This is a genomic window from Defluviimonas sp. D31 (genome assembly GCF_033436765.1).
In the GTDB taxonomy this organism is placed as follows: Bacteria; Pseudomonadota; Alphaproteobacteria; order Rhodobacterales; family Rhodobacteraceae; genus Albidovulum.
On record NZ_JAWQFN010000003.1, the window covers coordinates 374,714 to 400,367 of the forward strand.

Below are 25,654 nucleotides of genomic sequence, written 5' to 3' on the forward strand. Positions count from 1 at the left end.
ATTAGGTAACCGCTTGAGTTTTGAGGCTGCGCCCCTCGAATACGAGAAGGATTACTCCAAAAAGCGCCCGCGGGCGATCGTCATCGCGTGAGACCGCGGATATTGGTCACGCCCGTGCGGAAACCGGCATGGGCGGGAACGACCCCGAAAAGACGCTCGATCGCGTGCAGAAGCGAGCCGTCGTAGGGGAGCGGCTCGGTGGGGTAATCGTTCCAGTCCAGTCCGAGCGACACGAAGCGCCGGATCACATCCGCACGCGCCCAGAACATCGAGCCCATCGGGTAGTTGATATGCTCCGGAAGAACATAGATCCCCATCCGCGCGGCGATCGGCGCGGCATGGGACTTGTTCTCGGCCCATCCTATGAGATGGGGGTCGTCGGGATAGACAATGCCGAGGTCCGGCGACGCGGCCATCGCCGTCGCGATTCGGTCGAGCATCGCGCCGCCCTTCGGTCCTCCCAAGGTGTTTTCCATCAGGAAGTCGACCCAGTTCTCGACGGTCTTTTGATCGCCGATGTCCTTCGACCTCTTGGTGTGAACGTGACCGACAATGTCGAAATCCGCGATCATCTCGGGGCCGAACTCGGTCAGGAACGGCGCAATGTCTCGGCCGCGGTTGGGCACGGAACGGAGTGCGGCGACGGGGCCGTCGTATGTATCGAGTGCGCCCTGTATCTCGGCCAACCGGCCTTCCGGGGCGCTCACGAACAGGCTTGGCCGGGTACGATTGGCCTTCAGGCGCGCGATAATGTCTTTGAATTCCTCGGTGAAGAAGGCGTGGACATGCAGCGCAACCCGCTGCGAGTTCAGCGCGCCGGTCTCGACCGGGCTGATCTCATCGATCACCTCCGCCTTCCAGCGCCCTTCGGGCCGGCCGGCGTCGAGGAACTCCACTAAGGGGTCTTTGGCTTTGCCCCAACCGTTCTCCTCGGCGTAGATCAGCTGGTTGAACCCCGGCATCGGCTTGCGAAGGTTCGGCCCGGATCGATTCGTTTCGAGATAGTTCCGGATCGTCTCGTCCTCGTCGGTCGTCTTGCTCCGGGGCGCGCGATAGAAGTCACTGCGGAAGGCCCCGAAGTCGCGGATCCGGGCGAGATCCGCCTCGATCCGATCCGCCTTTCGTCCGCCTTCCTCGCCGATTTCCTCAAGCCGGCGGGTGTAGGCTTCGAAATCGAAGGTCTCGCGGGCGAGAGCGGTGCCGCGTGCGGCGACCTCGGCGAGCCGGACGGGACTCTCCGCCAGCGCACGGATCTTGTCGGCCATCTCGGTCGTGTCGAGATAGCTGGCGACACAGTCTTCTCCGAGACCGGCGGCCCTGAGGAATTCCGCGATACCGGTCGTGCGGTCGAAACACATAACCGGCTTGCCCGCCAGCAGCATGTCGATCGCCACGTTCGGCAGAGGGTCGAGTCGGGAGGACAGAAGCATCAAGTCGGCACAGGCATAGGCGTGATCAATCTCGCTCGTGGCCCGCACGATCTGCAGCTGCGACTGGATGCCAGCGCGCTGGATCTGGTCGGCAAGATAAACCGAACGGTGGACGTCATTCTCCGGGTCGTAGCCATGGCCGAGCCAGACGAAGCGGAAATGGCCGCCGCCGGGTCCGGAGATGACCCGTGTTGCGGTTTCAATGAATAGGTCGATCCCCTTGCGGGTCTCAATCGTGCCCGCACCGATCACGAGGAACTCGTGATCTTCGACGCCATTAGGTCGAAGTACGCTTTCGAGCCAGCGCCGCTCGTCTTCGTTCGGCGCTTGGTCGCCATTGAACGCTACGCATTTGCCTTGGGGAAAGACATGCACGTTGACGGTCCGTTCGACCCCGGGCCGGGCCAGAGCATTCTCGAGCGTGATGCCGGTGGAGAAGACAATTTGGTCGGCAGCGGCAAACACATCCGAGAAAGCCGACTTCGGTCGTGTGTAGGCGGCGAATTCATGCAGGAGAGCCACCGACGGCACACCTGCCGCTTTCAGCCCCGGCAGCACGCAGCGCGATTCCACGCTGTTCACGAAGGCCATTGAGACATCGTGCTGCCGCGCGAACTCCGCGACCTTTTCCGATATGCGCTCGGGCTTCATTTGTCGGCGGTCCAGCTCCAGCAGTTCCACGCTCTCGGCGATAAAGTCTGGAACGAGGGCACCGCCGCCGAGCACGACCGAAACCACGTCGTGGCGCTTCGCCAGTTCCCGCACCAGGTTTAGCGCGAGGATCGGCGCGCCAGTGCGCGAAGCGTCGTGGCTGACGACCATGACCGTGCGCGCGAACTTCATCGGACGCCCCTGCCGCGCAATTTCGGTCGTGACGGCGCTGGTCACGGGGCTCTGTACGACGTCTGGCTCGAAGTCACGAAGAGACCTTCGTGGATCCCGTTTCTGCGCCGATCTCAGGAACCTCTCACGACGCCGGTCGGAGAAGAGACCTTCAAGCTTCGCAAGGAAATAGAGCGCTTGCGCCACATGCTTGCGCCGGAGGGACTTCCACGGCTTCTGGCGCGCGTCGGCCAGCTCCTGTCGCAGCCTGTTGGTCTGCTGAACGAGCGGGTCGTGCTCATGACTCTGATACCCGGTCTCGGCGACCCGAGTGTTAAGAAGGAATTTCTCCTCTTTTAGATTGGCTAGTTCCAGATTGCGTTCGTTTAGCAATGAGAGGATTTCGGTTTGTTTGGCCCGCAAATCGACTAGTTGGGCGCGGGTTTCAACCTGCCGGCTGCGGAGGTCATGGATTTCTTGATCTTTTTTATTGGAAATTTCCGCAAATTGAACCTCGCGTTCGCTGAGTGTGCGTTCCGCAGTCGTCTTGCCGCCGATGGCCGCGAAGAGCGTGACGATCAGCTCGTTCGTGCGGGAATCTAACTCTAGATCAACAAAGCCCCGCAGATCCTCCGAGATATCCGCGCCCCAGAAAAGGACACCCAGACCGTGGCAGTGGCGGAAGTTCAGCGACGGTCGCTTGTCCCGAATCTCCGCCCAGTAGCGATGGACACCGAAGTTCCGCTCGCGGACCTCAGTGTCGTGGAACAGGACCACCGCCGAGGTGGAGAGCTTCGGAATCCAGCTCTCGAAATCCTCTTTCACGTCCTGATAGAAATGCCTGCCGTCGATATGGAGCAAGTCGACGCTGCCGTCCTCGATATCCTCAAGGGCTTCGGCGAAGGTCTTGCGCAGCAGCCGGCTGAAGCCAGCGTATTTCCGGTTTTCCGCGACGACGCTTTCATAAACGCTCTTGTCGTAGAATCCGGTATGTTCCTCGCCGACCCAGGTATCGACGGCGAAACATTCCGTCGGCAGGCCGGCGTCCCGCACGGCCTCGCACATTGCGAAGTAAGAATACCCGTAATGGCTACCGAGCTCGACAACGCGCCGTGGCTTCATCGCCCGTACCAGCCACATGGCGAAGGGTCCGTGCTCGAACCAGGCGGTCATCGGGACGTAGGAGGGAAACGTGATCTCTACATCAAGGAATTTCACGGCGTCGTCCCCAATCAATCGACTCCTCAGCGCAGAGACATGCGGCTATTCGCGACAAAAACACCTAGCCCCGAAAGCCTGCTTGCCTTGCCCTCGCGATACGGCGCGCCGACGAACTTCCGGCCTGCAAATCCTCTTCGGTGTAATCTGAGATTGACCGCTTGCGCCTGCATCTTTTATCGGCCGCGTTCTTAGATTGGGCCTGTTGGGCAGTCAAGGTCGCACCCGTCAGGGTGGCATAATTTTTCAGAACACAACAGAAGGAAGAATCGTCCGACCTGCCCCGCCGTTCCGCGCGAAGCCCCCTCTCCTTTTCCTCTGCCAGATCCCTACTGAGCTGAAGCAAGCCAGGATCGCCAGGCGTGGCGGAGAGCGCCTCGTCCAGAACCGCGCGCGCCGCTTCGGCACCCTCCGTCGCCGCCGCGAGGCGGACGACCATGATCCAGGCGTCGCTGCGCTGCGGGTCCACCGGCGACAACCTTCTTGCGCTTGATGATGACCGGCGCGGCATTGGTTTGCCCAGCCATCCCATCCACCTTGTCTTTCACCCGTGAACAGGACTAGCAGCCGCGCCTTAATGCGCGGCTAACGGGGAAGGGGCGGTTCCGGCAGGAGCGGGGCAGAGGGGCTACGGGTGAGCGCGTTCTATCCGGCGCAGCGCTTCTCGGCCTCGTCGAGCGCGGCGCTGATCCCGAGGAGCGAGAACGTGTCCTTGGTCTCGGTCCCGCGGCTCGAATGGGCGGTCACGATGGCAGAGGCGCCGGCCTTCAGCGCGGCGATGATCTTCGCGTCCTCGTCCTTCGAGCCCGACCAGGCCCATTCGCCCTCGGAGAAGAGGTCGAACTTGGTGCCGCCGATGTCGAGACCCACGGTCGAGCCGTCGGCGAAGGGATAGCCGCCGGTGAACGAGACCTCGCCGGCCGCGCCGGGGCGGTAGGTGACGAAGAGCAGGATGTCACCGCGCCGCACCTCGACGGACTTGCCGTCCTTGGTGTTCACGGTCTCCTTCGGGGCCGAGACGCCCCAGCATTCCTTCGGGCTTTCCTCGACGAAGACGCTCCAGTCGGTATCGGCCGCGACCCGGTTGGTTGAGACCTGAGCCGTCGCGGCTGTGGTCATGCCCAGCGTAAGAAGTACGGCGCCCGCGATACGCAGATTCGATGAAGTCATTGTCCTGCAGCCTCCAGCTGTCTGCCTCCGCGCGGCCCGCCGCGGCGCCTCGACGGCGCCATTTTCTGTGGCGGGACGCATTCCAACTCGATATGGACCTCTTATCCCAGTTCTGCGCCACGGGAAAAGCCCCGGCGGCAGAAAATCGCGCAATGGTGAGGGCGAGATGGCGGCTATACCGATGATCGAACTCTGGCGGGGCGGAATGCTCGAAAGCGTGCATTCCGGCCATGCGGTGATCACCGACGAGAAGGGCGAGATCGTCGAGGCCTGGGGCGATCCCGACGCGGTGATCTTCCCGCGCTCGTCCTGCAAGATGATCCAGGCGCTTCCGCTGATCGAGTGCGGCGCGGCCGAGGCGGCGGGGCTCACCGACCGCCAGCTCGCGCTGGCGAGTGCAAGTCATTGCGGCGCGCGGATCCATACCGAGGCGGTGGAGAGCTGGCTGGCGGATATCGGGCTGTCGGAATCCGACCTTCTCTGCGGCCCGCAGCTTCCCGATGATCACGAGGCACGCAACGGGCTGATCTGCTCGGAGACCGCGCCCTGCCGGCTCCACAACAACTGCTCGGGCAAGCATGCCGGGTTCCTCACGCTCGCGCGGCATCTCAAGGCCGATCTGCGCTATGTCGATGTCGCGCATCCGGTGCAGCAGGCGGTGAAGGCGGCGTTCGAGGACCTGACCGGCATGACCTCGCCCGGCCACGGGATCGACGGCTGCTCGGCGCCGAATTTCACCACGACGGTGCATGGCCTCGCCCGCGCGATGTCGCGGTTCGCCACCGCGCGCGAGGATGGCGACGCGCGCTCGCGCGCCGCTCACCGGCTGGTGCGGGCCACGACCGCGCATCCCGAGATGGTGCTCGGCGAGCGGGGGAGTTGCACGCGGCTGATGCGGGCGATGGAGGGGCGGGTCTCGGTCAAGTACGGCGCCGAGGCGGTCTATGTGGCGGTGATCCCGGAAAAGCGCATGGGCATCGCGCTGAAGATCCTCGACGGGCAGGTGCAGGCGGCGCAATCGGCGATCACGGCGCTTCTGGTGCGTTCGGGCGTCCTCGACCGCGGCCATCCGGTCGTCGGCAGCTACCTCACCGACCCGATACTGAGCCGGGCCGGCGAGGTGGTGGGCGAATACCGGCTCGGCGCCGGCTTCGCGGGCTGAGGGCTTACATCTCCATCGCCTCGGCGACCTCGACCGAGCCGCCTGCCTCGAGGATCGGGCAGCCCTTGGCCATCGCGACCGCCTTGTCGATCGAGGCGGCGGTGACGAGCGAATAGCCCGAGAGCGGGTTGGCGCCGCCGTTCGGCGCGACGCCCGTGGCGGAGATGGTCTGCGAGGGGCCGACAGGGTTGCCGCCGTCGACGACGGCGGAGCCCATGCCGGTGAGCCAGTCGGCCCAGGCTTTCATCACCTTCGCGCCCTCCTCGGGCGTCTCGGGCATCTTGCCGCCGTGATAGGCGAATACGAATTTCGGCATCGTTTCCTCCTTTAGGGTCAGGCTGGGGCGAAGCGGCGCTCCAGCTTCTTCAGGCTCGATGTCCAGCCTTCGGTGTGGCGCTGCGCCGCCTCGTCGTCCGGCAGTCCGACATGGTCGAGCACGAGCCGCACCCGGCCCGGCCCGAGCGGTTCGAGGCCGAGCGTGACATGGCTTTCCGGGCCGCGCCGGTCGGCCTCGTCATGCCAGGCCCAGGTGAAGCCGACCGAGGTCTGAGGCCGGACATGGGTGACCTGTCCCGAGACCTTGTAGCGCTGGCCTTCGGAGCCGGACATGACCGAAAACCACGGGCGCTCTCTGGAGAAGTCGAGCGCGTGTTCGGGCACGCTCAGGCCCTCCGGGCCCCACCATTGCACGAGGCCGGCGGGGGTGGTGATGAAGTCCCACATCTCGTCGAGCGTCGCGTCGAGGTCGCGGGTCAAACGCAGGTCGGGCATCAGCGGCTCTCCTTCCTTCGGTTTCCGATGGCGGCTTCCAGCCGGTCGAAGCTCGCTTCCCAGAAGTCGCGGTGTTCGATCACCCAGGCGGATATGGCCTGCAAGGGGCGCGGCGCGACCGCGTAGATGCGCCGCTGGCCGTCGATGCGCTGGGTGACGAGGCCGGCCTCGCGCAGCACCTTCAGGTGGCGCGAGATCGCCGGCGCGGTGATGTCGGCGATGTCCGCCAACTCGCCCGCGGATTGCTCGCCTTCGGCCAGCAGGCGCTCGACGATGGCGAAGCGGGTCGGGTCGGCGAGCGCGGCGAAGATGTCGGGAAGCGGCGTCATGAAGAGATTATTTCAGATTCGGTTAATTAACGCAAATGTTAATTATGTGCGATCGACCGGTGATCCGGCAGCGCGCCCGTTCCGGGCGTACGGCTTTCCTCTCGCGCCCGCCGCGGGGCGGCGGGCACTCGGATTGTCGCGGGCGGTGGGGTGGCGTCCGTCAGGCGAAGTCGGTGACGGTATAGCCCTGGATATAGAGGAGCGCGGTGAGATCGCCGTGGTTGATGCGGATCTCGCACTGGGCGGCGACCGAGGGTTTGGCGTGGAGCGCGACTCCGGCGCCGGCGAGGCCGAGCATGCCGAGATCGTTGGCGCCGTCGCCGACCGCCATAACCGCGTCATGGCCGATGCCGAGACGCGCCGAGATCTCGCGCAGCGCCGCCATCTTGGCCTCGCGGCCGAGGATCGGCCTGGCGACATCGCCGGTGAGCCGGCCGTCGGCGGCGAGGAGCGTGTTGGCGCGGTGTTCGTCGAAGCCGAGATGGGCGGCGACCGCCGTGGTAAAGGCGGTGAAACCGCCCGAGACCAGCGCCGCGTAGCCGCCATTGGCCTTCATCGTCGCGATCAGCTCGCGCCCGCCGGGCGTGTAGGTGATGCGGGTCGCCAGCACCTCGGCGATCACCGATTCGGGCAGGCCCGCGAGCAGGCCGACGCGTTCCAGAAGCGCGCCCTCGAAGTCCAGCTCGCCGTTCATCGCGCGGGCGGTGATCCCGGCCACGCGTGCCCCCACACCCGCCATGTCGGCCAGTTCGTCGATGCATTCCTGGCCGATCATGGTCGAATCCATGTCGGCCAGCAGCATTGTCTTGCGCCGCCCCTCGGCCCTTTGCACGACGAGGTCGATGCCGAGCACCTGCAACCCCTCCCAGGCCTCCCAGCGGTTCGCGGGCACGGCCGGCAGCGCGAATTCCGCGGCGATTCCGGGGTTGAGCCAGACCGCCTCGCCGCCGCCCCAGGCGTCGCGCAGGGCTTCGACCGTGGCGCGGGACAGGTCGGCGCGGGTGGGGTTGGCGAGAAGCGTTGCGACATGCATGGGCAAGTTTCCGATAGTGGATAATGGGTGTCGTTTTTTGTGGCTCAAGCGGCGCTTTAGATCACTTTTCCGGCTTGTGCCAGTCTCCGCGCCCCTCTATCTCCGGCGGTGGGACACCCCTCCCCAACGAGGGGCGCTTATCTGGAAGGATACCATGAGCGATCTGACGACTCCGGCCGCGCGGCCGGCAAACCCGCGCTTCTCTTCGGGCCCCTGCACGAAGATCCCCGGCTTCTCCCTCGACATGCTTTCGGATGCACCGCTCGGCCGGTCGCACCGCGCTGCCGTCGGCAAGGCCAAGCTGAAAGAGGCGATCGACCTCACCCGTGATGTGCTTGGCGTTCCGGCCGATTACCGCATCGGCATCGTGCCCGCCTCCGACACCGGCGCCGTCGAGATGGCGCTCTGGTCGCTCCTCGGTGCCCGTCCGGTCGAGATGCTGGCCTGGGAGTCGTTCGGCGAAGGCTGGGTCACCGACGTGGTCAAGCAGCTGAAACTCGATGCCACCGTGAAGAAGGCGCCCTATGGCGAGATCGTCGATTTCGCGACGGTCGATTTCGACCGCGACGTGGTCTTCACCTGGAACGGCACGACCTCGGGCGTGCGGGTGCCGAACGGCGACGCGATCCCTGCCAATCGCGCAGGTTTGACGATCTGCGACGCCACCTCGGCCGCCTTCGCGATGGACCTGCCGTTCGACAAGCTCGATGTGGTCACCTTCTCCTGGCAGAAGGTGCTGGGCGGCGAGGGCGCGCATGGCGTGCTGATCCTCTCGCCCCGCGCCGTCGAGCGGCTGGAGAGCCATGCGCCGGCCTGGCCGCTGCCGAAGATCTTCCGCATGACCAAGGGCGGAAAGCTGATCGAGGGCATCTTCACCGGCGAGACGATCAACACGCCGTCGATGCTCTGCGTCGAGGACTACCTCGTGGCGCTGAAATGGGCGAAAGGCCTCGGCGGGCTCAGGGCGCTGGTCGCCCGGGCCGAGGCGAATGCGAAGGCGGTGCGCGACTTCATCGCGCAAAAGGACTGGATCGCCGATCTCGCGGTCGATCCGGCGACGGCCTCGACGACGAGCGTGTGCCTGAAGTTCACCGACGCCCGCATCGCCGACGGCGCGGCCTTCGCCAAGGCGGTCGCGAAGCGGCTGGAAAAGCTGGGCGTTGCCCTCGATGCCGGCGCCTATCGCGACGCGCCGGCGGGCTTGCGGATCTGGTGCGGCTCCACGGTCGAGACGTCGGACGTGACCGCGCTCATGCCCTGGATCGAATGGGCCTTCGAGACCGAGATCGCGGCACAGACCGTCGCGGCCTGACCCCCAGGCGATTGCACCCCCGCCACGGGCGGGGGGTTCCCCAAGGTTTTCCGCCCGCGTGGCGGACAGATGACAGGACCCCAGATCATGGCCCCGAAAGTACTCGTATCCGACAAGCTCAGCGAAACCGCCGTCCAGATCTTCCGCGACCGCGGCGTCGAGGTCGACTACCTGCCCGACCTCGGCAAGGACAAGGACAAGCTCCTCGACGTGATCGGCCAGTATGACGGCCTCGCGATCCGCTCGGCGACCAAGGTGACGGAGAAGATCCTCGCCGCCGCCGGCAACCTCAAGGTGATCGGCCGCGCCGGGATCGGTGTCGACAACGTCGACATCCCGGCCGCCTCGAAGAAGGGCGTGATCGTCATGAACACGCCCTTCGGCAATTCGGTCACCACCGCCGAACACGCCATCGCGATGATGTTCGCGGTCGCCCGGCAACTGCCCGAGGCGAGCGTCTCCACCCATGCCGGCAAGTGGGAGAAGAACCGCTTCATGGGGGTGGAGCTCTTCAACAAGACGCTCGGCGTGATCGGTGCCGGCAATATCGGCTCGATCGTCTGCGACCGGGCGCTGGGCCTCCATATGAAGGTCGTGGCCTATGACCCGTTCCTCTCGGAGGAGCGCGCCAAGGCGATGGGCGTGACCAAGGTCGAGCTCGACGAGCTACTCGCCCGCGCCGATTTCATCACGCTGCATGTGCCGCTGACCGACAAGACCCGCAACATCCTCTCGGCCGAGAACATCGCCAAGACGAAGAAGGGCGTGCGGATCATTAACTGCGCCCGCGGCGGGCTCGTCGACGAGGGCGCGCTGGCCGAGGCGCTGACCAACGGCCAGGTCGCCGGCGCCGCCTTCGACGTCTTCGAGGTGGAGCCCGCGACCGAAAGCCCGCTCTTCCACCTGCCGAACGTCGTGGTGACCCCGCATCTCGGCGCGGCGACGACCGAGGCGCAGGAGAACGTGGCGCTTCAGGTGGCCGAGCAGATGTCGGACTATCTTCTGACCGGCGCCGTGCAGAACGCGCTCAACATGCCCTCGGTCACGGCGGAGGAAGCGGCGGTCATGGGGCCGTGGCTGAAGCTCGCCCAGCATCTCGGCGCCTTCGCGGGCCAGCTCACCGACGAGCCGATCAAGGCGATCAACGTGCTCTATGACGGCTGTGTCAGCCACATGAACCTGGAAGCACTGAACTGCGCCGCGATCGCGGGGATCATGGCGGCGACCAATCCCGACGTGAACATGGTCTCGGCCCCGATCATCGCGCGCGAGCGCGGCGTCAAGATCGCCACGACCCGGCAGGAAAAGGGCGGTGTCTTCGAGGGCTACATGAAGCTCACCGTGGTGACGGACAAGCGCGAGCGCTCGATCGCCGGGACGGTCTTCTCGGACGGCAAGCCGCGCTTCATCCAGATCAAGGGCATCAACATCGACGCCGAGATCGGGGCGCACATGCTCTACACCACGAACGAGGACGTGCCGGGCATCATCGGCACGCTGGGCCACACGCTCGGCCACGCCGGGGTCAACATCGCCAACTTCACCCTCGGCCGCGCGGCGCAGGGCGGCGACGCCATCGCGCTCCTCTATCTCGACGAGGCGCCGAAGCCGGAGGTGCTGCGGGCGCTCGAGGCGACGGGCAAGTTCCAGCAGGTCAAGCCGCTGGTTTTCGACGTGGCCTGAGGCTAGAGGCCGGCGCTGCTTAGTAGCGCCGGCCAACGACTACGGACGAGAGTCCTCACGGATGCGCAGAGACCAAGCGGACAGTCAGCGATGCTCCCGCGCGGCCCAATTGTCGCGTGACATCCGATAAGTTGCCCAAGCAGGGTTTTCAAAACCAAGCTGCAGATCATCAGCTACCTTGGCTTGAACATCGTCAGATTGCGCCAGACCGCCAGGCAGCGCTGCCAGTATTCTCTGAACCGCCTGCCGTGGTTCCAGCAAGCTCTCTGCCGCAAGCTGTCCGATTCTTATCGATACTTGGCGAAGTGTTTCGCCGAACCCCTCGTTCTCCAGTTTCGACGCGCGCCAAAGGTCGAACTCAAGAACTTCATTCATCCGCTCCTCGCCGAACGTATTTCTGAGCGTGTGCCGTTCAGCGGGAACAAATCCCAGTCTGCGCTGAACCGCGTCGCTTGCAGGGTTCAGTTTGGGCCATACGCGCGTATAGACCGCATCGGCGTCTGACCTTTCGAACACATGCCTGCAAAGCAGGCGAGATGAATCGCTTGAAACCCCTCTACCCCAATAGGTTCGGGCGACGGCAACAAATGTCGCCACCGTGTTGTGTGGTAACCCCGGCGCTACAAATACGCCGCGTATTCCCACAAACTGGTTGTCCTTGGACATGTCGCGGATGGTCCACAGGCCAATGTGTTCAGCGTTGCCGGTATTTCGCCTCCCGTCGACGGCGAGGGTATCAATCCAGGCATCGGTTGCTGCCAAAGCGCCGTCCCGCGAGGAAACGTTGTGGACGAGCGTCTTGGCGACCTCCGCATCCCCAAAAATGCACTCTGCCACCTCAGAGCGATCCGCAACCAGGCTCGGCCGCATTCGGTATCCAGAACGATCGAGATTGGCTTCCAACCAGCATTCCCTTCTTCGATCGAGCCTCTTGCAAATTACTGGTTTCGGTCAAGGGCCGGAAATAACCAAGACCAGTGTCGGAAAGTCCACCATGGTTCAAACCAGACGTCCTGACGGCCCCGGAAAACGACATGCCCGCGTCGCTTCCGCTGAAGCGCCAGTGTCCGCTTTCCGGCAAAACTCCATCCGTTTCCCTGAGTGGACAGGACGCCGCCATGCACCCGCCCGCCTTCGACGCGCTTCTCGAAGCCCTCGCTTCCATCTACCGGTCCGAGGGCCGCGAGGCGGCCGACCGAACCTCTCACACGCTCCTGACCACGCCTGCGCCCGAGGCTTTCGCACCGCAGCCGCCCTGCGCGCTCGACGCGCTCATTCGCGACCTGCTCGCGGCCTCGGACCATCCCGCCGCCGCCGCGATCCTCGCCGCGCAGGAGCTGATCCCCTGGGGCACCAACCCGGTCGCCGACCGGATGAGCGACACCGCCGCCGCGATCTGCGCCGTGACAACGCTGATGGGCCCCGACGGGCCGATCCCGGCGCCTGACCTTCGGCTTGGCCTCTTCTACCAGCGTCCGAACAGCTACTATGCGCTCCATAACCACGATGCCGACGAGACCTATGTGATCCTCGCCGGTCAGGCCTTCTGGACCGCGGGCGAGGACCGGCGGATGCGGGTTCCCGGCGACATGATCCACCATCCAAGCCTGATGCCGCATGCCTTCCGCACCGGGCCCGAGGGCGTGCTTGCGCTCTGGCGATGGTCGGGCGACGTGAACACCCATTCCTACGCCTTCCTAGACGATCCCGAGGAACTGATCGCCTGATCCGCGATTGCCTCCCGGTCCATGCCCGCGATAGGGTCCGGCCGAGGCAGCCGGACGGACGACCATGCGGACCTATGCGATCGGCGACATTCACGGCCATCTCGACAAGCTCGAGGCGGCGCATCGGAGCATTGACGCGGACCGCGCGCGGGTCGGCGATGAGGCAGCGCCCGTCGTGCACATCGGCGACCTCGTCGACCGCGGTCCTGACAGCCGCGGCGTCATCGACTTCCTGATCCGGGGGCAAGCCTCCGGCGCGCCCTGGGTGACGCTCAAGGGCAATCACGACCGCATGTTCGCCGAGTTCCTCGACGACCCGGACAGCCATGATCCGGGCCTTCGCGTGAGCCTGCACTGGGTCAGCCGCAATCTTGGCGGGGCGGCCACTCTGGCCTCCTACGGCATCGAGAATATCGAAGAGCGACTGCTCTTCGACCTCCATCAGGAGGCGTCGGTCCGCGTGCCCGAAGATCACGCATCCTTCCTGCGCGCGCTGCCAAGCTATTTTCGGCATGGCGGAACCGTCTTCGTTCACGCGGGCATCCGGCCGGGCGTTCCGCTGGAGCAGCAGAGCGAGGACGACCTTCTCTGGATCCGGGGCGAGTTCCTCGACGATCCGCGCGACCACGGCGCGCTCGTGGTGCATGGCCACACGCCGGTGGATATCGCGACGCATTACGGCAACCGGGTGAACATCGACACCGGTGCCGGCTACGGCCGCGCGTTGACGGCTGTTGTGATCGAGCAGGGGCGGGTCTGGCGGCTTGGCCCAGAGGGGCGCACCGAGATCGTACCGACTTGTTGAAACCCGCGGGATCAGCCGGGCGAAGGGCGCATTGGCCGGGCTCTTGCGGGCCGCGCCGCTTCGGTGCTTGATCGGAGGGGTGAATCCGGATTGCTCAACGACGATCGTGACAGAAACGACAGGTGGCCAGCGATGAAGCCGCGACGGTTCTTCGCACCGATGACCATGCGGTCGAATCCCCGGCTGGTCCGCCACAGGATCGCCGATCCGGGCTGGACCCTGCCGGACCTGACCATCGCCGTCCTGGCCGATCTCCATGTCTGCCGACCCTGGACGCCGCTCCCGGCGCTTCGCCACATCGTCGGAATCACGAATGCGCTCGGTGCCGACCTGATCCTGCTGCCGGGCGACTTCATTGCCGACGCGAAGCTCCCGGGCCGTGGCGAACCGGCGGAAGCGGTTGTGGCGGAACTCAGCCGCCTTTCGGCGCCTCTCGGCATCGCGGCGGTGCTCGGCAACCACGACTGGTGGGACTGCAGGCTTGCTCAGAGTACCGGGTTTTCCCGCAACTCTGTCGCCGAGGCGCTGGAGCCCAGCCCGATCGCCCTGCTTGCGAACCGTGCGATCTGCCTCGAACACGGTGGCGGGCGGTTCTGGCTGGCCGGGATCGACAGCCAGCATGCGCTGAGGCGGCACGGCCATCCCGGTCTGCACGACCCGGACGCCGCCTTCGCCGAAGTGCCCGAGGGCGCGCCGGCGATCCTCATGGCGCATGAGCCGGACTACTTCGCCCAAGGTGATGCCCGCGCGTTCCTGCAGATCTCCGGTCATACGCACGGCGGCCAGGCGAACCTTCTCGGATGGCGGCCGATGACACCCTCGGCCCATGGCGGGCGCTATGCCTGGGGCCATGTTCGCGAGGGCGGGCGGCACCTGATCGTCTCGGGCGGAATCGGCTATTCCGGACTTCCGCTCAGGATTCTCCAGCCACCCGAAATCACGCTGGTCATGCTGCAGCGCGGCGCCTAGAGTTTCCTCGGATTTGACCAAGGAGGCTTTGAATGAGCGACGATATCGTGATTCTCTCCGGCGCGCGCACCGCGATCGGAACCTTCGGCGGCGCACTGGCCGGCATGGCGCCCATCGACACCGCGACCGTCGCGGCGAAGGCCGCGCTCGAGCGCGCCGGCGTCGAGGGCGAGCGCATCGGCCATGTCGCCTTCGGCCATGTGATCAACACCGAACCGCGCGACATGTATCTCAGCCGCGTCGCCGCGATGCAGGCGGGCGTGCCGAACGGGACGCCGGCGATGAACGTCAACCGGCTTTGCGGCTCGGGCGTGCAGGCGATCGTCTCCTGCGTCCAGTCTCTGAGCCTCGGCGATGCCGATTTCGCGCTGGCCGGCGGGGCGGAGAGCATGAGCCGCTCGCCCTACGCGATGCAGGCCGCGCGCTGGGGACAGAAGATGGGCGACACCAAGGCGCTCGACATGATGACCGGGGCGCTCACCTGTCCGTTCGGCACCGGCCACATGGGCGTGACCGCCGAAAACGTCGCCGCCGAGCATGACATCAGCCGCGCGGCGCAGGACGCCTTCGCGCTGGAAAGCCAGAACCGCGCGGCGAAGGCGATCGCCGAGGGGCGCTTCAAGGAGCAGATCGCACCGGTCGAGATCGCCTCGCGCAAGGGCACGATCGTCTTCGACACCGACGAGCACCCGAAGGCGACGAGCCTCGAGGCGCTTGGCGGGCTCAAGACCGTGTTCAAGAAGGACGGCACGGTAACCGCGGGCAATGCGAGCGGCATCAACGACGGTGCCGCCGCCGTGGTCCTGGCGCGGGCCGGGGCGGCTGAGAAGGCCGGGCTGAAGCCGCGCGCGCGGGTGCTGGGCTATGCCCATGCCGGTGTGCGCCCGGAGGTGATGGGGATCGGGCCGGTTCCGGCGGTCGAGGCGCTTCTGAAGCGCACCGGGTTGTCGGTCGGCGATTTCGACGTCATCGAGTCGAACGAAGCCTTCGCGGCGCAGGCGCTCGCGGTGACGAAGGGGCTCGGCTTCGATCCGGCCAAGGTCAATCCCAATGGCGGCGCGGTGGCGCTCGGCCATCCGATCGGGGCGACCGGGGCGATAATCACGATCAAGGCGCTCTACGAACTCGAGCGGATCGGCGGCAAGAAGGCGCTGATTACGATGTGCATCGGTGGCGGTCAGGGTATCGCGCTCGCCATCGAGCGGATCTGAGGCGGAGAGGCCGGGGGCGCTGCCCGTCGTCCATTGGTTCTTGAACCAATGGCGAGCCAATGGATGACGCCCCTGGGTATTTCGACAATGTAGAAGATCAGGGGCGGAGGGTCACGGTGGACGTGGCGCTCCGCCCTTTCGCGTCGATGACCGAAAGCGTGAGGTAGCCGGCGTCCGGTTTGTGAAGGGCGGATTCGCGGGTGCGGAGGGCGAGGATCACCGGGGCGCCGTTCGCGAGCCAGGTGAAGGGCGGCGTGCCGCCCCGGACCTTGAGCGCGAGCGCGCCGGGGGTTTCGACTTCGGCGCCGTCGGGCGGGAAGGCGATCTCCGGCGCGTCGGGACTGGCGGCGAAGGCCGCGCCGCGCGGGCGGAAGCGTTGCAGCGGTTGCGGCAGGCGGGCGTTCGCGACGATGAGCGTCGCAGGCGGCGGCGGCGGCAGGGGATCCGGGGCGGGTTTCAGCCGGGCGAAGGTCTCGAAAACAAGGGGGGCCGCAAGCTCGCCGCCGAAGGCGCCGGGGACCGAGGCTCCGTCGGCGCGGCCGATCCAGATCCCGGCGACATGGCGGCCGTCGAAGCCGATCGCCCAGGCGTCGCGGTGGCCGTAGCTGGTGCCGGTCTTGTAGGCGAGCCGGTGCGAAGGCGCGCCCGCCGGCGGGGCGAGGCCCGCGAGGATGTCCGTGGTGAGCCAGGCCGCCTCGGGTCCGAAGAGCCTGCGGTCGAGCGGTCGGGCGTCGCCGGGAAGGACCGAGAGCCGGACCGGCGCGCCGAGGCGGGCGAGGGCGGCGTAGCTCTGGACCAGGTCTTCGAGCGTCACCCCGACGCCGCCGAGCGCCACGGCGAGGCCGGGCTGGCTGCCGGGCAGCGCGGGCTCCACCCCGGCCCGGCGGAGCGTGGCGAGGAGGCGGGCCGGGCCAAGCGCCTCGGTCAGGCTGACGACCGGGATGTTGAGCGAGAGCTGTAGCGCCTGCCGCACCGGGATCGTGCCGCGGAAGCTCCGGTCGAAGTTCTGCGGGGCGTAGGTGCCGAAGGCGGTCGGGCGGTCCTCGATTAGGGTTTCGGGATGGGCGAGCCCCTCGTCGAAGGCGAGCGCGTAGACAAAGGGCTTCAGCGTCGAGCCGGGCGAGCGGATCGCGCGGGTCATGTCGATGAAGCCGCCACGGCGGTCGTTGGTCCAGTCGGGCGAGCCGACCGAGGCGAGGATCTCGCCGGTCCGGTGATCGGCGACGAGAAGCGCGAGCGAGGCGCGGGCGAAGGCGTGCCGGGCGGCGCGGGCGGCGAGGGTTTCGAGTGCCATTTGCAGGCGGGCGTCGATCGTGGTCGGAATCGTCCGGGCCGCGGGATCGGCGCGGCGCAGCCGCTCGGCGAGATGCGGGGCATGGGCGGGGAAGGGTTTGCGCGTCGTCGGCACGGGCTCGGTGAGCGCGGCCTTGGCGCGATCGCGGTCGAGAAAGCCGGCCCCGGCCATCCGCGCCAGCACCCGGGCACGGGCCGCCCGCGCGGCACCGGGAAAGCGGTCGGGCCGCCGGGTCTCGGGCGATTGCGGAAGCGCGACGAGGAGCGCCGCTTCGGCGGCGGTGAGGCGGCGCGGCTCCTTGCCGAGCCAGGCGATCGAGGCGGCGCGGAGGCCTTCGAGATTGCCGCCATAGGGCGCAAGGCGGAGGTAGAGCCCGAGGATCTCGGCTTTAGTCAGCCGCCGTTCCAGCGCCAGCGCGACCCGAACCTGGCGGAGCTTGCCGGTAAGTCGCCCGGTGCCGCTCTCTTCGAGGAGGCGGGCGACCTGCATCGTCAACGTCGAGCCGCCGGAGACGATCCGGCGGTTCAGGGCCGCCTGAACCGCGGCGCGGAGAAGCGCGCGGGGATCGACGCCGGCATGGGAGAAGAACCGCTTGTCCTCGTAGGCCACGAGCATGCCGGTGAAGAGTGGATCGACCGGGCCGGGATCGAGCCGCCAGCGCCCGTCGGCGACGGTGAAGGCGCGGAGCAGCGTACCGTCGCGGGCAAGCACCTCGGTCCCGGTCTCGACCGCGAGCGGCGGCAGCTCGGTCCGGTCGATCCAGAGGTCGGCCGCGTCGCGCGCCAATGCTGTCGCGAAAAGCGCCGCCGCGAGGGCTATGGGTGCTGTGGCGCGCACCGGGCTACTCGCTCACCACGACCCGGCCGGTCGCGGTCCGGGCGCGGTAGTCGGGGCGGTACATGTCCTCGACGCTCGCCGCCGGGTGGCGGAAGCTGCCGGGCGAGATCGCGCGGACGAGATAGGCGAGCCGGAACGGTTCGCCCGTGGTCCAGTCCACCGCCGCGAGGAAGCGGTCATGGCGGAACTCGGTCGTCCGTGTCTCGGCCACGCTGTCGAGCCAGCCGAGGGCGGCGATGTCGCCGGCGCGGATAAGGCTCGGGTTGTCGATCTCGAACCCGGCGGGGAGCGGGTCGTCGATCATCAGCCGCGCCTTGCCACTGCCGTGCGGCGTGACCTCGATCACCGCGACGAGCCGGGCGCCCTGCCTGACCGTGGCGATGTCGGCGGGTTCGCCCTCGAGCGTGTAGTAGCTCCGGGTGATCGCGTAACCCTTGCCGCCCGCGGGCTCCGGTTCTGCGGGTACGCCGAAGGTGGTGAGCGTCACCGTCGCGTCGCGGTCCGCGCCGTTGGCGATGACCTGCGGCGTGGCAGCGGCGGCTTCGAGCACCCGGACGAGCGGGCCGTCCACCGCGTCGCCGTTGACTGTGAAGCCCTCGGTGCCGGGCCGGTCGATCAGTGCGTGGGTGGCGAGAAGCGCCCAGGTCGCCTCCTGCGTCGAGAGCCGCTTTCCGGTCAGCGCGCGGGCCACGTCGTTGCCGAGCGTCTCGGGGCTCACGGCGGCGGAGCCGGCCTCGGCGGCGAGCGCCAGAAGCGCGGTGGCGTCGCGCAGGTCGGTGCCGTAATCGGCGCGCCAGAGCGGGGCCTCCTCGGTTCCTGTCCGGGTGTCGATGAGCCGCGCGGCCGCGGTGAACATCGCGTCGGCGCGCCGCTGGTCGCCGTAGGAGGCGAGCGCCGCGCCGAGCTGGGCGGCGGCGATCGGGGTGTCGAAGGCTTCGGTCTTCACGTCGGCGTAGTAGCGCAGGTCGCCCACCGCCGCCGCGCCCTCGCGCGCGAGCACCATCAGCGCATAGGCATAGGCGCCGCCGTCCGTGTCGAAGTCGGGCGCGTAGTTGATCTGGTTCCTGAGGTTGTCGAGCGCGCTGCGGAACGCGATGTCGGGCACCGCGTAGCTCTGCGCTTTTGCCCGGCTGAGGAAGTCGGTCACATAGGCGTCGAGCCAGAGGTCGCCGGTATCGGCGTGCCAGAGGCCGAAGGCACCGTTCGAGGACTGGTTAAGCAGGATCTCGGCGATGCTCTCCTCAACCCGCTTGCGGATGTCGCCGGACTGGCCGGTGCCCATCGCCCGCGCCACCTCATCGAAATAGAGGAGCGGCAGCGCCTTCGAGGTGAGCTGCTCGGTGCAGCCGTAGGGATAGGCGTCGAGCGCGGCGAGAAGGCCCGGCGCATCGAAGCGGGCGATTGGCCCGACCGCGAGGGTGGCGCGGCCGGAGCCGGGGACGAGCCCGGCGAAGACGTTGGCGTCGAGCGTGAAGGCGTCGCCGGCGGCAAGGTCGAAGCGGCTCTGGCGGGCCACTTCGGGCTCGTTCGACTGGACGGGCAGGGCGAGGTCCTTCACCAGTTGGCGCCCATCCGGCGTCGTCAGCGCGACCCGGATGGTACCGGTGTCCTCGGTGTCTCCGGCGGTGACGGGCACCGAGACAACCGCCTTGCCGCCTTCGGCGAGATCGAGCCCGGAGGGTGCCGCGCCGAGGGTGAGCCCCTCGCCGCTCACGTCGAGTCCGATCCGCCCGGCCGTGCCGGTCGCGTGGACGATTTCCAAAAGCAGCCGGCTCTCGTCGCCGGGCGCAAGGAAGCGCGGGAGCGAGGCGGTCACCACGACCGGGTCGCGCACCAGTACCTCTGCTTCGGCCTGACCGATGGCGGATTTCGACCAGGCGACGGCCATGAGCCGCACCGTGCCGTTGAAGGACGGCAATGCGAACTCGGTCCGCACGTAGCCGTCGGCACCCACGGTCAGCGGGCCGGAGAAATAGGCGACGAGTTCCTCGGTCGGTGGCGGCGCCTGCATCTTCAGCCCCGAGGCGCCGTCGCCGCCGGAGCGCACCGCGCCCATCACGCCCGCCTGGCCGTCGATCAGCCGTCCGTACAGGTCGCGGATCCCGACGCCGAGCTTCCGCTGGCCGAAATAGTGCCCCTCGGGGTCAGGCGAGGTGAAGCCTGTGAGGTTCAGAATGCCGACATCGACGGCGGCGATGGTGGCGTGAACGGGTTCGCCCGCCGTCGCGCCCTCGACCTTCAGCGCGACGGGCAGCGGTCCTCGTGGCGCGGCCTCGGGCGCGACCTCGAAGGTGGCCGCGAGCCTGCGCGAGCCGGGATCGACCGCGGCGTAGGAGAGCCCGAGCGCCCGCGCCGGGGCGCGGCCCGCATCGGCATCGAGCGGCCGGATCACCGAGGCCGCGACATAGGCGCCCGCGCCCCAGTCGTCGGTCACGGGCAGTTCCACAAGCGTCTCGCCGGCGGTGACCGGCACCGCCTTCATGTCGATCAGCCGGTTCGACATCACCGTGACCAGCGCCACGCCGTCGGCGCGCGGCTCCAGCCGCACCACGGCGGTGTCGCCCGGCCGGTAGGCGGGCTTGTCGAGCGTCACCGGCACCTTGTCCGGCGTCTCCGTGGCGTCGGCGGGGGCGTACCAGCCGGCGTAGAACTCGACCGAGGCGGCGCTGTAGCTGCCGTCGGCGGCCTCGACGACCAGCTCGTAATTGCCCCAGTCGACCGGGGCGCCGATGGCTTGAGCGCCTTCGGCGGTCAGCGTCACGTCGCCCTCGGCGACGCGGTGGCGGGTGGTCGTCACCTCCCAGTTCCACTGGCCGTAGAGCGAGTACCACTGGTAGTCGGTCTCGATCCGGTTGAGCGACCAATGGGCGCTGCGCGCCGCCGGGGCCTCGTCCGGGCCGACCGCGATCAGCTCGAACCGCGCCTCGTCGCCTTGGGCCACGGTGCCGCCCTCGAAGAGCGGCTTGATGCCGATCACCGGGGCATCGGGCAGGATCCGCCGGGTGACTTCGCGCTCGACAGGGCGGCCGGAGCCCTCCTTCAGACGCACCGCGAAGCGCGCCTCCAGGGGCCGGTTCCCCGCTTCGCCGAGATCGGGGAGCGCCGCGGCTAGCGTCGCGCGTCCCTCGGCATCGGTCGGCCCGGCCTCGGGCAGGGCGTCGCGGTAGGGCGAGAACGGTTCGTCATGGCGGCCGAAGCGGTACCCGGGAAAGGCGTCGAGCCTGTCGAGCGCGGCGATCCTCAGATCGCCCTCGACCGCGAGCCCCGCACCCGGCGCGCCGAAGAGGTAGCGCGCGGCGATGCCGAGCGCGGGCGTATCCGCAAGGCGCAGCGCACCCTCGGGCAGCGTCAGCTCGAAGTCGATGCGCTCGGGCAGGAAGTCCTCGACGAGGAGGCTGCCGGCGGCAAGCACCTTGCCGTCCTCGACGAAGCTCTCGATCCGCCAGGTGCCGCGCGGCGCGCTTGCCGCGAGGGGGAGCGTCGCGACATGGCCGCCCGCGCCCGCCGCAGCGGCGAGGATCCGGCTGTATTCGACGCCGTCGGGCCGGAGGAGCCGCACCGTCATCGGCAACCCGTCGAGCGCCTCCATCCGCGTGTCACGGGCAAGGATCGTCGCGTGGACCGTCTCGCCGGCGCGGTAGGCGCCGCGGTCGGTGGCGAGAAAGACGTCGATCGGCGGCGCGGCCTCGCGCCCGGCGACGCCGCGGTCGGAGAGGTCGAACTCCGGCTCGGTCAGCGGCAGGAAGGCGAAGTCGCCGTCCTTCTCCACAGTGACGAGCGCGGGGGCGGCGCCGCTGGTCCCGGCGGTCAGCCCGGCGGCGAAATGGGCAAGGCCCTCGGCGTCGGTCCTGGCGGTCGCGATCACCGCGTTGGCGCGCGACAGGAGCGTCGCGGTGGCGCCCTCGGCGGCGCTCGCGTCCGACAGCGCGCGCACCACGACATGGAGCCCGTCCGTGCCCTCGAAGCTGGTGAGCCCGAGATCGGAGATCACGAACCACTGGGTCGCGGGTGGATGGTCGAAGGGATCGAGCCCCGGAACGCCGGCTTGCAGCGCGTAGATGCCGGGCCCGAGGTCATTCATCACCGCGTCGAGCGGCAGCCGCGTGGTCACGTCGCGGTTGACCTCCATCCCGACCTCGCCGGTGCCGGTCCAGACCTCCTCCGCCACCTGGCCCTTGAGGTTCTCCGACGACCAGTAATCGAGCGGGCGGCCGAAATAGTCGCTCTGGATCGCCCTGATCAGGTTGCGGTCGGAGATCCGGAGGAGCGAGAGGTCGACCCGGTCGGTATTGACGGTCTCGACCGGAATTCCGGCCCGGTCGGTCCGGGGCAGCACATAGGCGCGGCCGGGAAACCGCACGGCTGGCGCCCGGTCGCGGACATAGAGATTGAGCGTCACGTCCTTCGCCAGTTCCTCGCCATCGGCGGCGGGCAGCCCCTCGCGGAAGGTCACCGCGTAGCGGCGGCCGTGCTCGACCCCGCTCACGCAGATCTGCCGGCCCGAGGCATCGACGGCGAGGCCTGCGGTGTCGAGCTTGACGAAGGGGTCGTAGTCGGTCCCGGCGCGGATCAGGTCGGCGCTGAAGGTGGCGCAGATCCGCGGCGTGGCGCCGTCGCTGTCGACTTGGGTCTCGGCGATGCGGAAGCCGTACTTGCCGATCGCGTCTTCAAGCGCCGCGGCGGTTTCGTCGCGCGGCTGCAGGCGCTGGGCAAGGCGCAGGGCCGGGATCATGTCAGGGCCGCGTTCGACCGTCTCGAAGGCGCGGGCGAGGGTCGCGAGAGCGGTGGCGCGAAGCGCAGGGGCACCGGCGCGCAGATAGGCGTTGACCGCGGCGGCGGCGGCGCGGTCGGCGTTCTCCCGGCGCTTGCTCCGGTTGGCCGGAATTTCGAGAAGCGCCGCCGCATAATCGGCCCAGAGCCCGGCCGAGTCGGAGATGTTGAGCGCCGCGCCGGTTGCCTCGGCGACGCCGGGCCAGTCCTCTGCGTCGCGCGCCGCCCGCGCCGACGCGACCAATTCGGTCTCAGTCGCAGTTCCGGTGACATGGGTCGCAGAGAGGTTATTTGCCTGCGTGAGCGCCGCAGTGAAGTCCTCCTCCCTTAGAAACGAGAGATCCGTGGCCAATTGCTGCGCCTGTTCGGCGACCCCTTCCGCGGCGGCGAGGATGCGGCCTGACACGGCGCCGGAATAGGGTTCTGCCGCGCCGGCCTCGGTTTTCAGGAAGCAAGATCCGGCGCGGCGGTTGAAGGTGAAGGCCCGGCAGGCGCCGTCGCTGAGACATGCCGACGCGCAGGCGTCGTAATCGACGTCGAACAGAGCACGAAGGTCCGCGCCGGGGAAGTCGACATTCTCGATCAGGACCGCGCGTCGGTCGGGAATGTAGTCGCGGTCCTGGGCCGTGGCGGCGGAAACTGCAAGCAGCGCCACGAGAGCGGCGGGCAACACCCTGAGCATCGAAATCCCCTGTTCTCGGCAATGCACGGATGCTCGCATGGCGTCGGCGGACATGGCAAGGCTGGCCCCCGGTCGTGGAGCGTTTAAGCCTTCCTTCATGCCGGTGCGTCATGGTTGCCCTGCGCCGAAGCGGCGCGGTCGGACCGGAGGCGGGTTTGAGCATTGCCGAGAAACTGGCGAGGGAGCGGCGGGCGAGGCTCGCCGCCGAACGCCTGCTGGAGCAGAAACAACGAGAGCTCTTCGCCGCGAATTCCCAGCTCTCGCATCATGCCCGGAAGCTGTCCGACCAGATCGTCGAGCAGCGCCACGGGCTGGAGGAGGCGCGGCACGAGGCCGAATCGCTGAAGGGTCAGAACAGCCGCTACCAGTACGATCTGGAGCGCGCCAATGTGGAAGCGGAAATCGCCCAGCGTCGGCTCTGGGAAGCGATCGAGACGATCGAGGACGGGTTCGCGGTCTTCGACGCCGACCTGCGGCTGGTCACGGCGAACCGGGCCTATCGCGGGCTTTTCGGCGCGCACAGGGATTTCGGCGTCGGGTCCGACTACGACAGCATTCTCGCGGCCTTCGGCGAGGCCGGGCTTGGCGACATGGGCGAGGAGACGGTTCAGGACTGGTACCACGAGATGATCGCGCGCCTGGGCCGCGACGAGATCGAACCGACGATCGTCAGCCTCTCCGACGGCCGCCACATCAAGCTCATCGACAGGCGCGGCGAAGCCGGCGACCTGGTGTCCATGGCGCTCGATATCACCGACGCGGTCGCGCGCGAGGCCGAGCTGGAGGAGGCGCGGGTCAGGGCCGAGGCGGCGAACCGCGCCAAGTCCGCCTTCCTCGCCAACATGAGCCACGAGATCCGCACGCCGATGAACGGCGTCGTCGGCATGGCCGAACTGCTTTGCGACAGCGAGCTGAACGAGGAGCAGCGGCTCTTCGCCGAGACGATCAAGTCGTCCGGCGAGGCGCTTCTGGCGATCATCAACGACGTGCTCGACTATTCGAAGATCGAGGCGGAGAAGCTGAAGCTCTATCCCGAGCCGTTCGATCTGGAACGCTGCCTTCACGAGGTCATGCTGCTCCTGCAGCCGGCCGCGCGCGACAAGGGGATCAAGCTTCTGGTCGATTTCGATCTGTTCCTGCCGACGCGATATGTCGGCGACAAGGGGCGGATCCGGCAGATTCTGACCAACCTGATTGGCAATGCGGTGAAATTCACCGCGGCCGGCCACGTCCTTACGCGGATCGTCGGGATCGACTGCCCCGATGGCCGGTTCGACCTCCACATCACCGTAGAGGACACCGGCATCGGTATTCCGGCGGATTTCATCGACCACGTCTTCGGGGAATTCAACCAAGTCGAGGACCAGTCGAACCGGAAGTTCGAGGGCACCGGCCTTGGCCTGGCGATCAGCCGCCAGCTCGTCGAGCTCATGGGCGGGACGATCTGGGTCGACAGCGAGCCGGGGCAGGGCTCGTGCTTCGGCTTCCGCATCACGCTCGCGGCGGCCGAGCCGCGTGACCCGATCGACCGACCGGAACGGCCGATCCTTCTCAAGCGGGCGCTGATCGTCGACGATGTCCAGCTTAATCGGGTGATCCTCGAACGCCAGCTCGAGACCTATGGACTCGAGGTGACGATGTGCAACACCGCGGCCGAGGCGCTGCGCACCGCTTCGGCGCAGCCGTTCGACGTCATCCTGACCGATCACGAGATGCCGGACATGACCGGCCCCGCCCTGGCCGCGGCGCTCCGCTCGGCCGGGATCGACGCTCCGATCGTGTTGCTGTCGTCGGACCCCGCCGCAGCTGACGGAGCTTCAGCGGGCCTGGCGGCAGTGCTCTGCAAGCCGATCCTGCGCCGCGATTTGTTTCGCGCGCTGGAGGACCTCTCCTATCCTTCCGCCGACGAGCCCGCGCGGGCCGGCCTGGACGCCTCCGCGCCGGCCGACGCAGGCGGGAGGCAGATGCGCGTGCTCGCGGCCGAGGACAACCGCACGAATCAACTCGTCTTCCGCAAGATGGTTGCCGATTTCGACATCGACCTTACGTTTGCCTGCAACGGTCGCGAAGCGGTCGAGAAATGGCGAAGCTTCAAGCCCGACCTGATCTTCATGGACATCTCCATGCCCGAAATGGACGGGCGCGAGGCCGCCCGGAAGATCCGCGCGATCGAGGCCGAACAGGGTTTGCCGAAAGTGCCGATCGTGGCTCTCACGGCACATGTCATGGAAGGAGACCGGGAGGCCGTCAGCGCGGCCGGAATCGACGAGTACCTGACGAAGCCGCTCAAGAAGGTCGCGATTTCCTCGAAGATCGACGCGTATTGTCCGTCCTCGGCACGGCCCGCACAAGACTGGGCGGCCCGCTTGGGTCCGGCCTGACCGCGCAGCGCGCCCGGTGGCGCGGTCTGCGAACTGACCGGGCGGTTG

Annotated in this window: 17 protein-coding genes; 8 read left to right on the forward strand and 9 right to left on the reverse strand. The window is 67.6% G+C overall.

Annotated elements, in window-relative coordinates; genetic code table 11:
• Positions 1–80: 80 nt before the first annotated feature.
• Together R5H32_RS08220 and R5H32_RS08225 are read right to left on the reverse strand one after the other, a co-directional pair.
• Positions 81–3,470: a rhamnan synthesis F family protein gene (locus R5H32_RS08220; RefSeq protein WP_318338197.1), complete on the reverse strand. Its 3,390-nt coding sequence runs from the start codon at positions 3,468–3,470 to the stop codon at positions 81–83.
• A 645-nt stretch (positions 3,471–4,115) separates the two neighbouring features.
• The gene (locus R5H32_RS08225; RefSeq protein ID WP_318338198.1) at positions 4,116–4,589 is read right to left on the reverse strand and encodes an invasion associated locus B family protein; all 474 of its coding nucleotides are present in this window, start codon (positions 4,587–4,589) and stop codon (positions 4,116–4,118) included.
• Between the two features lie 217 nt (positions 4,590–4,806).
• On the opposite strand from R5H32_RS08225, the gene R5H32_RS08230 reads away from it, so the two are divergent.
• Positions 4,807–5,802, forward strand: coding sequence for an asparaginase (locus R5H32_RS08230; RefSeq protein ID WP_318338199.1), 996 nt, complete (start codon positions 4,807–4,809; stop codon positions 5,800–5,802).
• 4 nt (positions 5,803–5,806) lie between these two features.
• On the opposite strand, the gene R5H32_RS08235 is transcribed toward R5H32_RS08230, so the two are convergent.
• The 4 genes from R5H32_RS08235 to serB all read right to left on the reverse strand — a co-directional run bounded on the left by R5H32_RS08235 (position 5,807) and on the right by serB (position 7,935).
• On the reverse strand, positions 5,807–6,118 hold the full coding sequence (locus tag R5H32_RS08235) for a hypothetical protein (protein ID WP_318338200.1): 312 nt from the start codon (positions 6,116–6,118) through the stop codon (positions 5,807–5,809).
• 17 nt (positions 6,119–6,135) lie between these two features.
• Positions 6,136–6,573, reverse strand: coding sequence for an SRPBCC domain-containing protein (locus R5H32_RS08240; RefSeq protein WP_318338201.1), 438 nt, complete (start codon positions 6,571–6,573; stop codon positions 6,136–6,138).
• Positions 6,573–6,902 carry a metalloregulator ArsR/SmtB family transcription factor gene (locus R5H32_RS08245; RefSeq protein ID WP_318338202.1) on the reverse strand — a complete coding sequence of 110 codons (330 nt, stop codon included), beginning with the start codon at positions 6,900–6,902 and terminating at the stop codon, positions 6,573–6,575. Before R5H32_RS08245 ends, R5H32_RS08240 begins: the two co-directional genes overlap by 1 nt.
• A 160-nt stretch (positions 6,903–7,062) precedes the next feature.
• Positions 7,063–7,935 (reverse strand): phosphoserine phosphatase SerB, encoded by an 873-nt coding sequence (gene serB / locus R5H32_RS08250; RefSeq protein ID WP_318338203.1) that lies wholly within the window; start codon positions 7,933–7,935, stop codon positions 7,063–7,065.
• A 154-nt stretch (positions 7,936–8,089) separates the two neighbouring features.
• Between serB and R5H32_RS08255 the strand changes: the two genes are divergently transcribed.
• Together R5H32_RS08255 and serA are read left to right on the forward strand one after the other, a co-directional pair.
• Positions 8,090–9,247, forward strand: coding sequence for a phosphoserine transaminase (locus R5H32_RS08255; RefSeq protein ID WP_318338204.1), 1,158 nt, complete (start codon positions 8,090–8,092; stop codon positions 9,245–9,247).
• 87 nt (positions 9,248–9,334) lie between these two features.
• Complete coding sequence (gene serA / locus R5H32_RS08260) at positions 9,335–10,930, forward strand: phosphoglycerate dehydrogenase (protein WP_318338205.1); 1,596 nt, start codon at positions 9,335–9,337, stop codon at positions 10,928–10,930.
• Positions 10,931–11,014: 84 nt separating this feature from the next.
• Here the strand turns inward: serA and R5H32_RS08265 are convergent, their stop codons facing one another.
• Positions 11,015–11,833 carry a GNAT family N-acetyltransferase gene (locus R5H32_RS08265; RefSeq protein ID WP_318338206.1) on the reverse strand — a complete coding sequence of 273 codons (819 nt, stop codon included), beginning with the start codon at positions 11,831–11,833 and terminating at the stop codon, positions 11,015–11,017.
• Between the two features lie 215 nt (positions 11,834–12,048).
• Here R5H32_RS08265 and R5H32_RS08270 point away from each other — a divergent pair, with 215 nt between their 5' ends.
• The 4 genes from R5H32_RS08270 to R5H32_RS08285 all read left to right on the forward strand — a co-directional run bounded on the left by R5H32_RS08270 (position 12,049) and on the right by R5H32_RS08285 (position 15,642).
• Positions 12,049–12,657, forward strand: a complete 609-nt coding sequence (locus R5H32_RS08270; RefSeq protein ID WP_318338207.1) for a dimethylsulfonioproprionate lyase family protein — start codon at positions 12,049–12,051, stop codon at positions 12,655–12,657.
• A gap of 64 nt (positions 12,658–12,721) precedes the next feature.
• Entirely contained in the window at positions 12,722–13,462 is a 741-nt protein-coding gene (locus R5H32_RS08275; protein ID WP_318338208.1) for a metallophosphoesterase, read from the forward strand.
• Between the two features lie 132 nt (positions 13,463–13,594).
• Positions 13,595–14,431 carry a metallophosphoesterase gene (locus tag R5H32_RS08280; protein WP_318338209.1) on the forward strand — a complete coding sequence of 279 codons (837 nt, stop codon included), beginning with the start codon at positions 13,595–13,597 and terminating at the stop codon, positions 14,429–14,431.
• Between the two features lie 32 nt (positions 14,432–14,463).
• Positions 14,464–15,642, forward strand: a complete 1,179-nt coding sequence (locus R5H32_RS08285) for an acetyl-CoA C-acyltransferase family protein (protein ID WP_318338210.1) — start codon at positions 14,464–14,466, stop codon at positions 15,640–15,642.
• A gap of 97 nt (positions 15,643–15,739) precedes the next feature.
• On the opposite strand, the gene pbpC is transcribed toward R5H32_RS08285, so the two are convergent.
• Together pbpC and R5H32_RS08295 are read right to left on the reverse strand one after the other, a co-directional pair.
• Positions 15,740–17,773, reverse strand: a complete 2,034-nt coding sequence (pbpC, locus tag R5H32_RS08290; RefSeq protein WP_318338211.1) for a penicillin-binding protein 1C — start codon at positions 17,771–17,773, stop codon at positions 15,740–15,742.
• Between the two features lie 4 nt (positions 17,774–17,777).
• A complete protein-coding gene (locus R5H32_RS08295; protein ID WP_318338212.1) occupies positions 17,778–23,225 on the reverse strand; it encodes an alpha-2-macroglobulin family protein in 5,448 nt (1,815 codons plus the stop codon).
• Between the two features lie 155 nt (positions 23,226–23,380).
• Here R5H32_RS08295 and R5H32_RS08300 point away from each other — a divergent pair, with 155 nt between their 5' ends.
• A complete protein-coding gene (locus R5H32_RS08300; RefSeq protein ID WP_318338213.1) occupies positions 23,381–25,606 on the forward strand; it encodes a response regulator in 2,226 nt (741 codons plus the stop codon).
• Positions 25,607–25,654 lie beyond the last annotated feature (48 nt).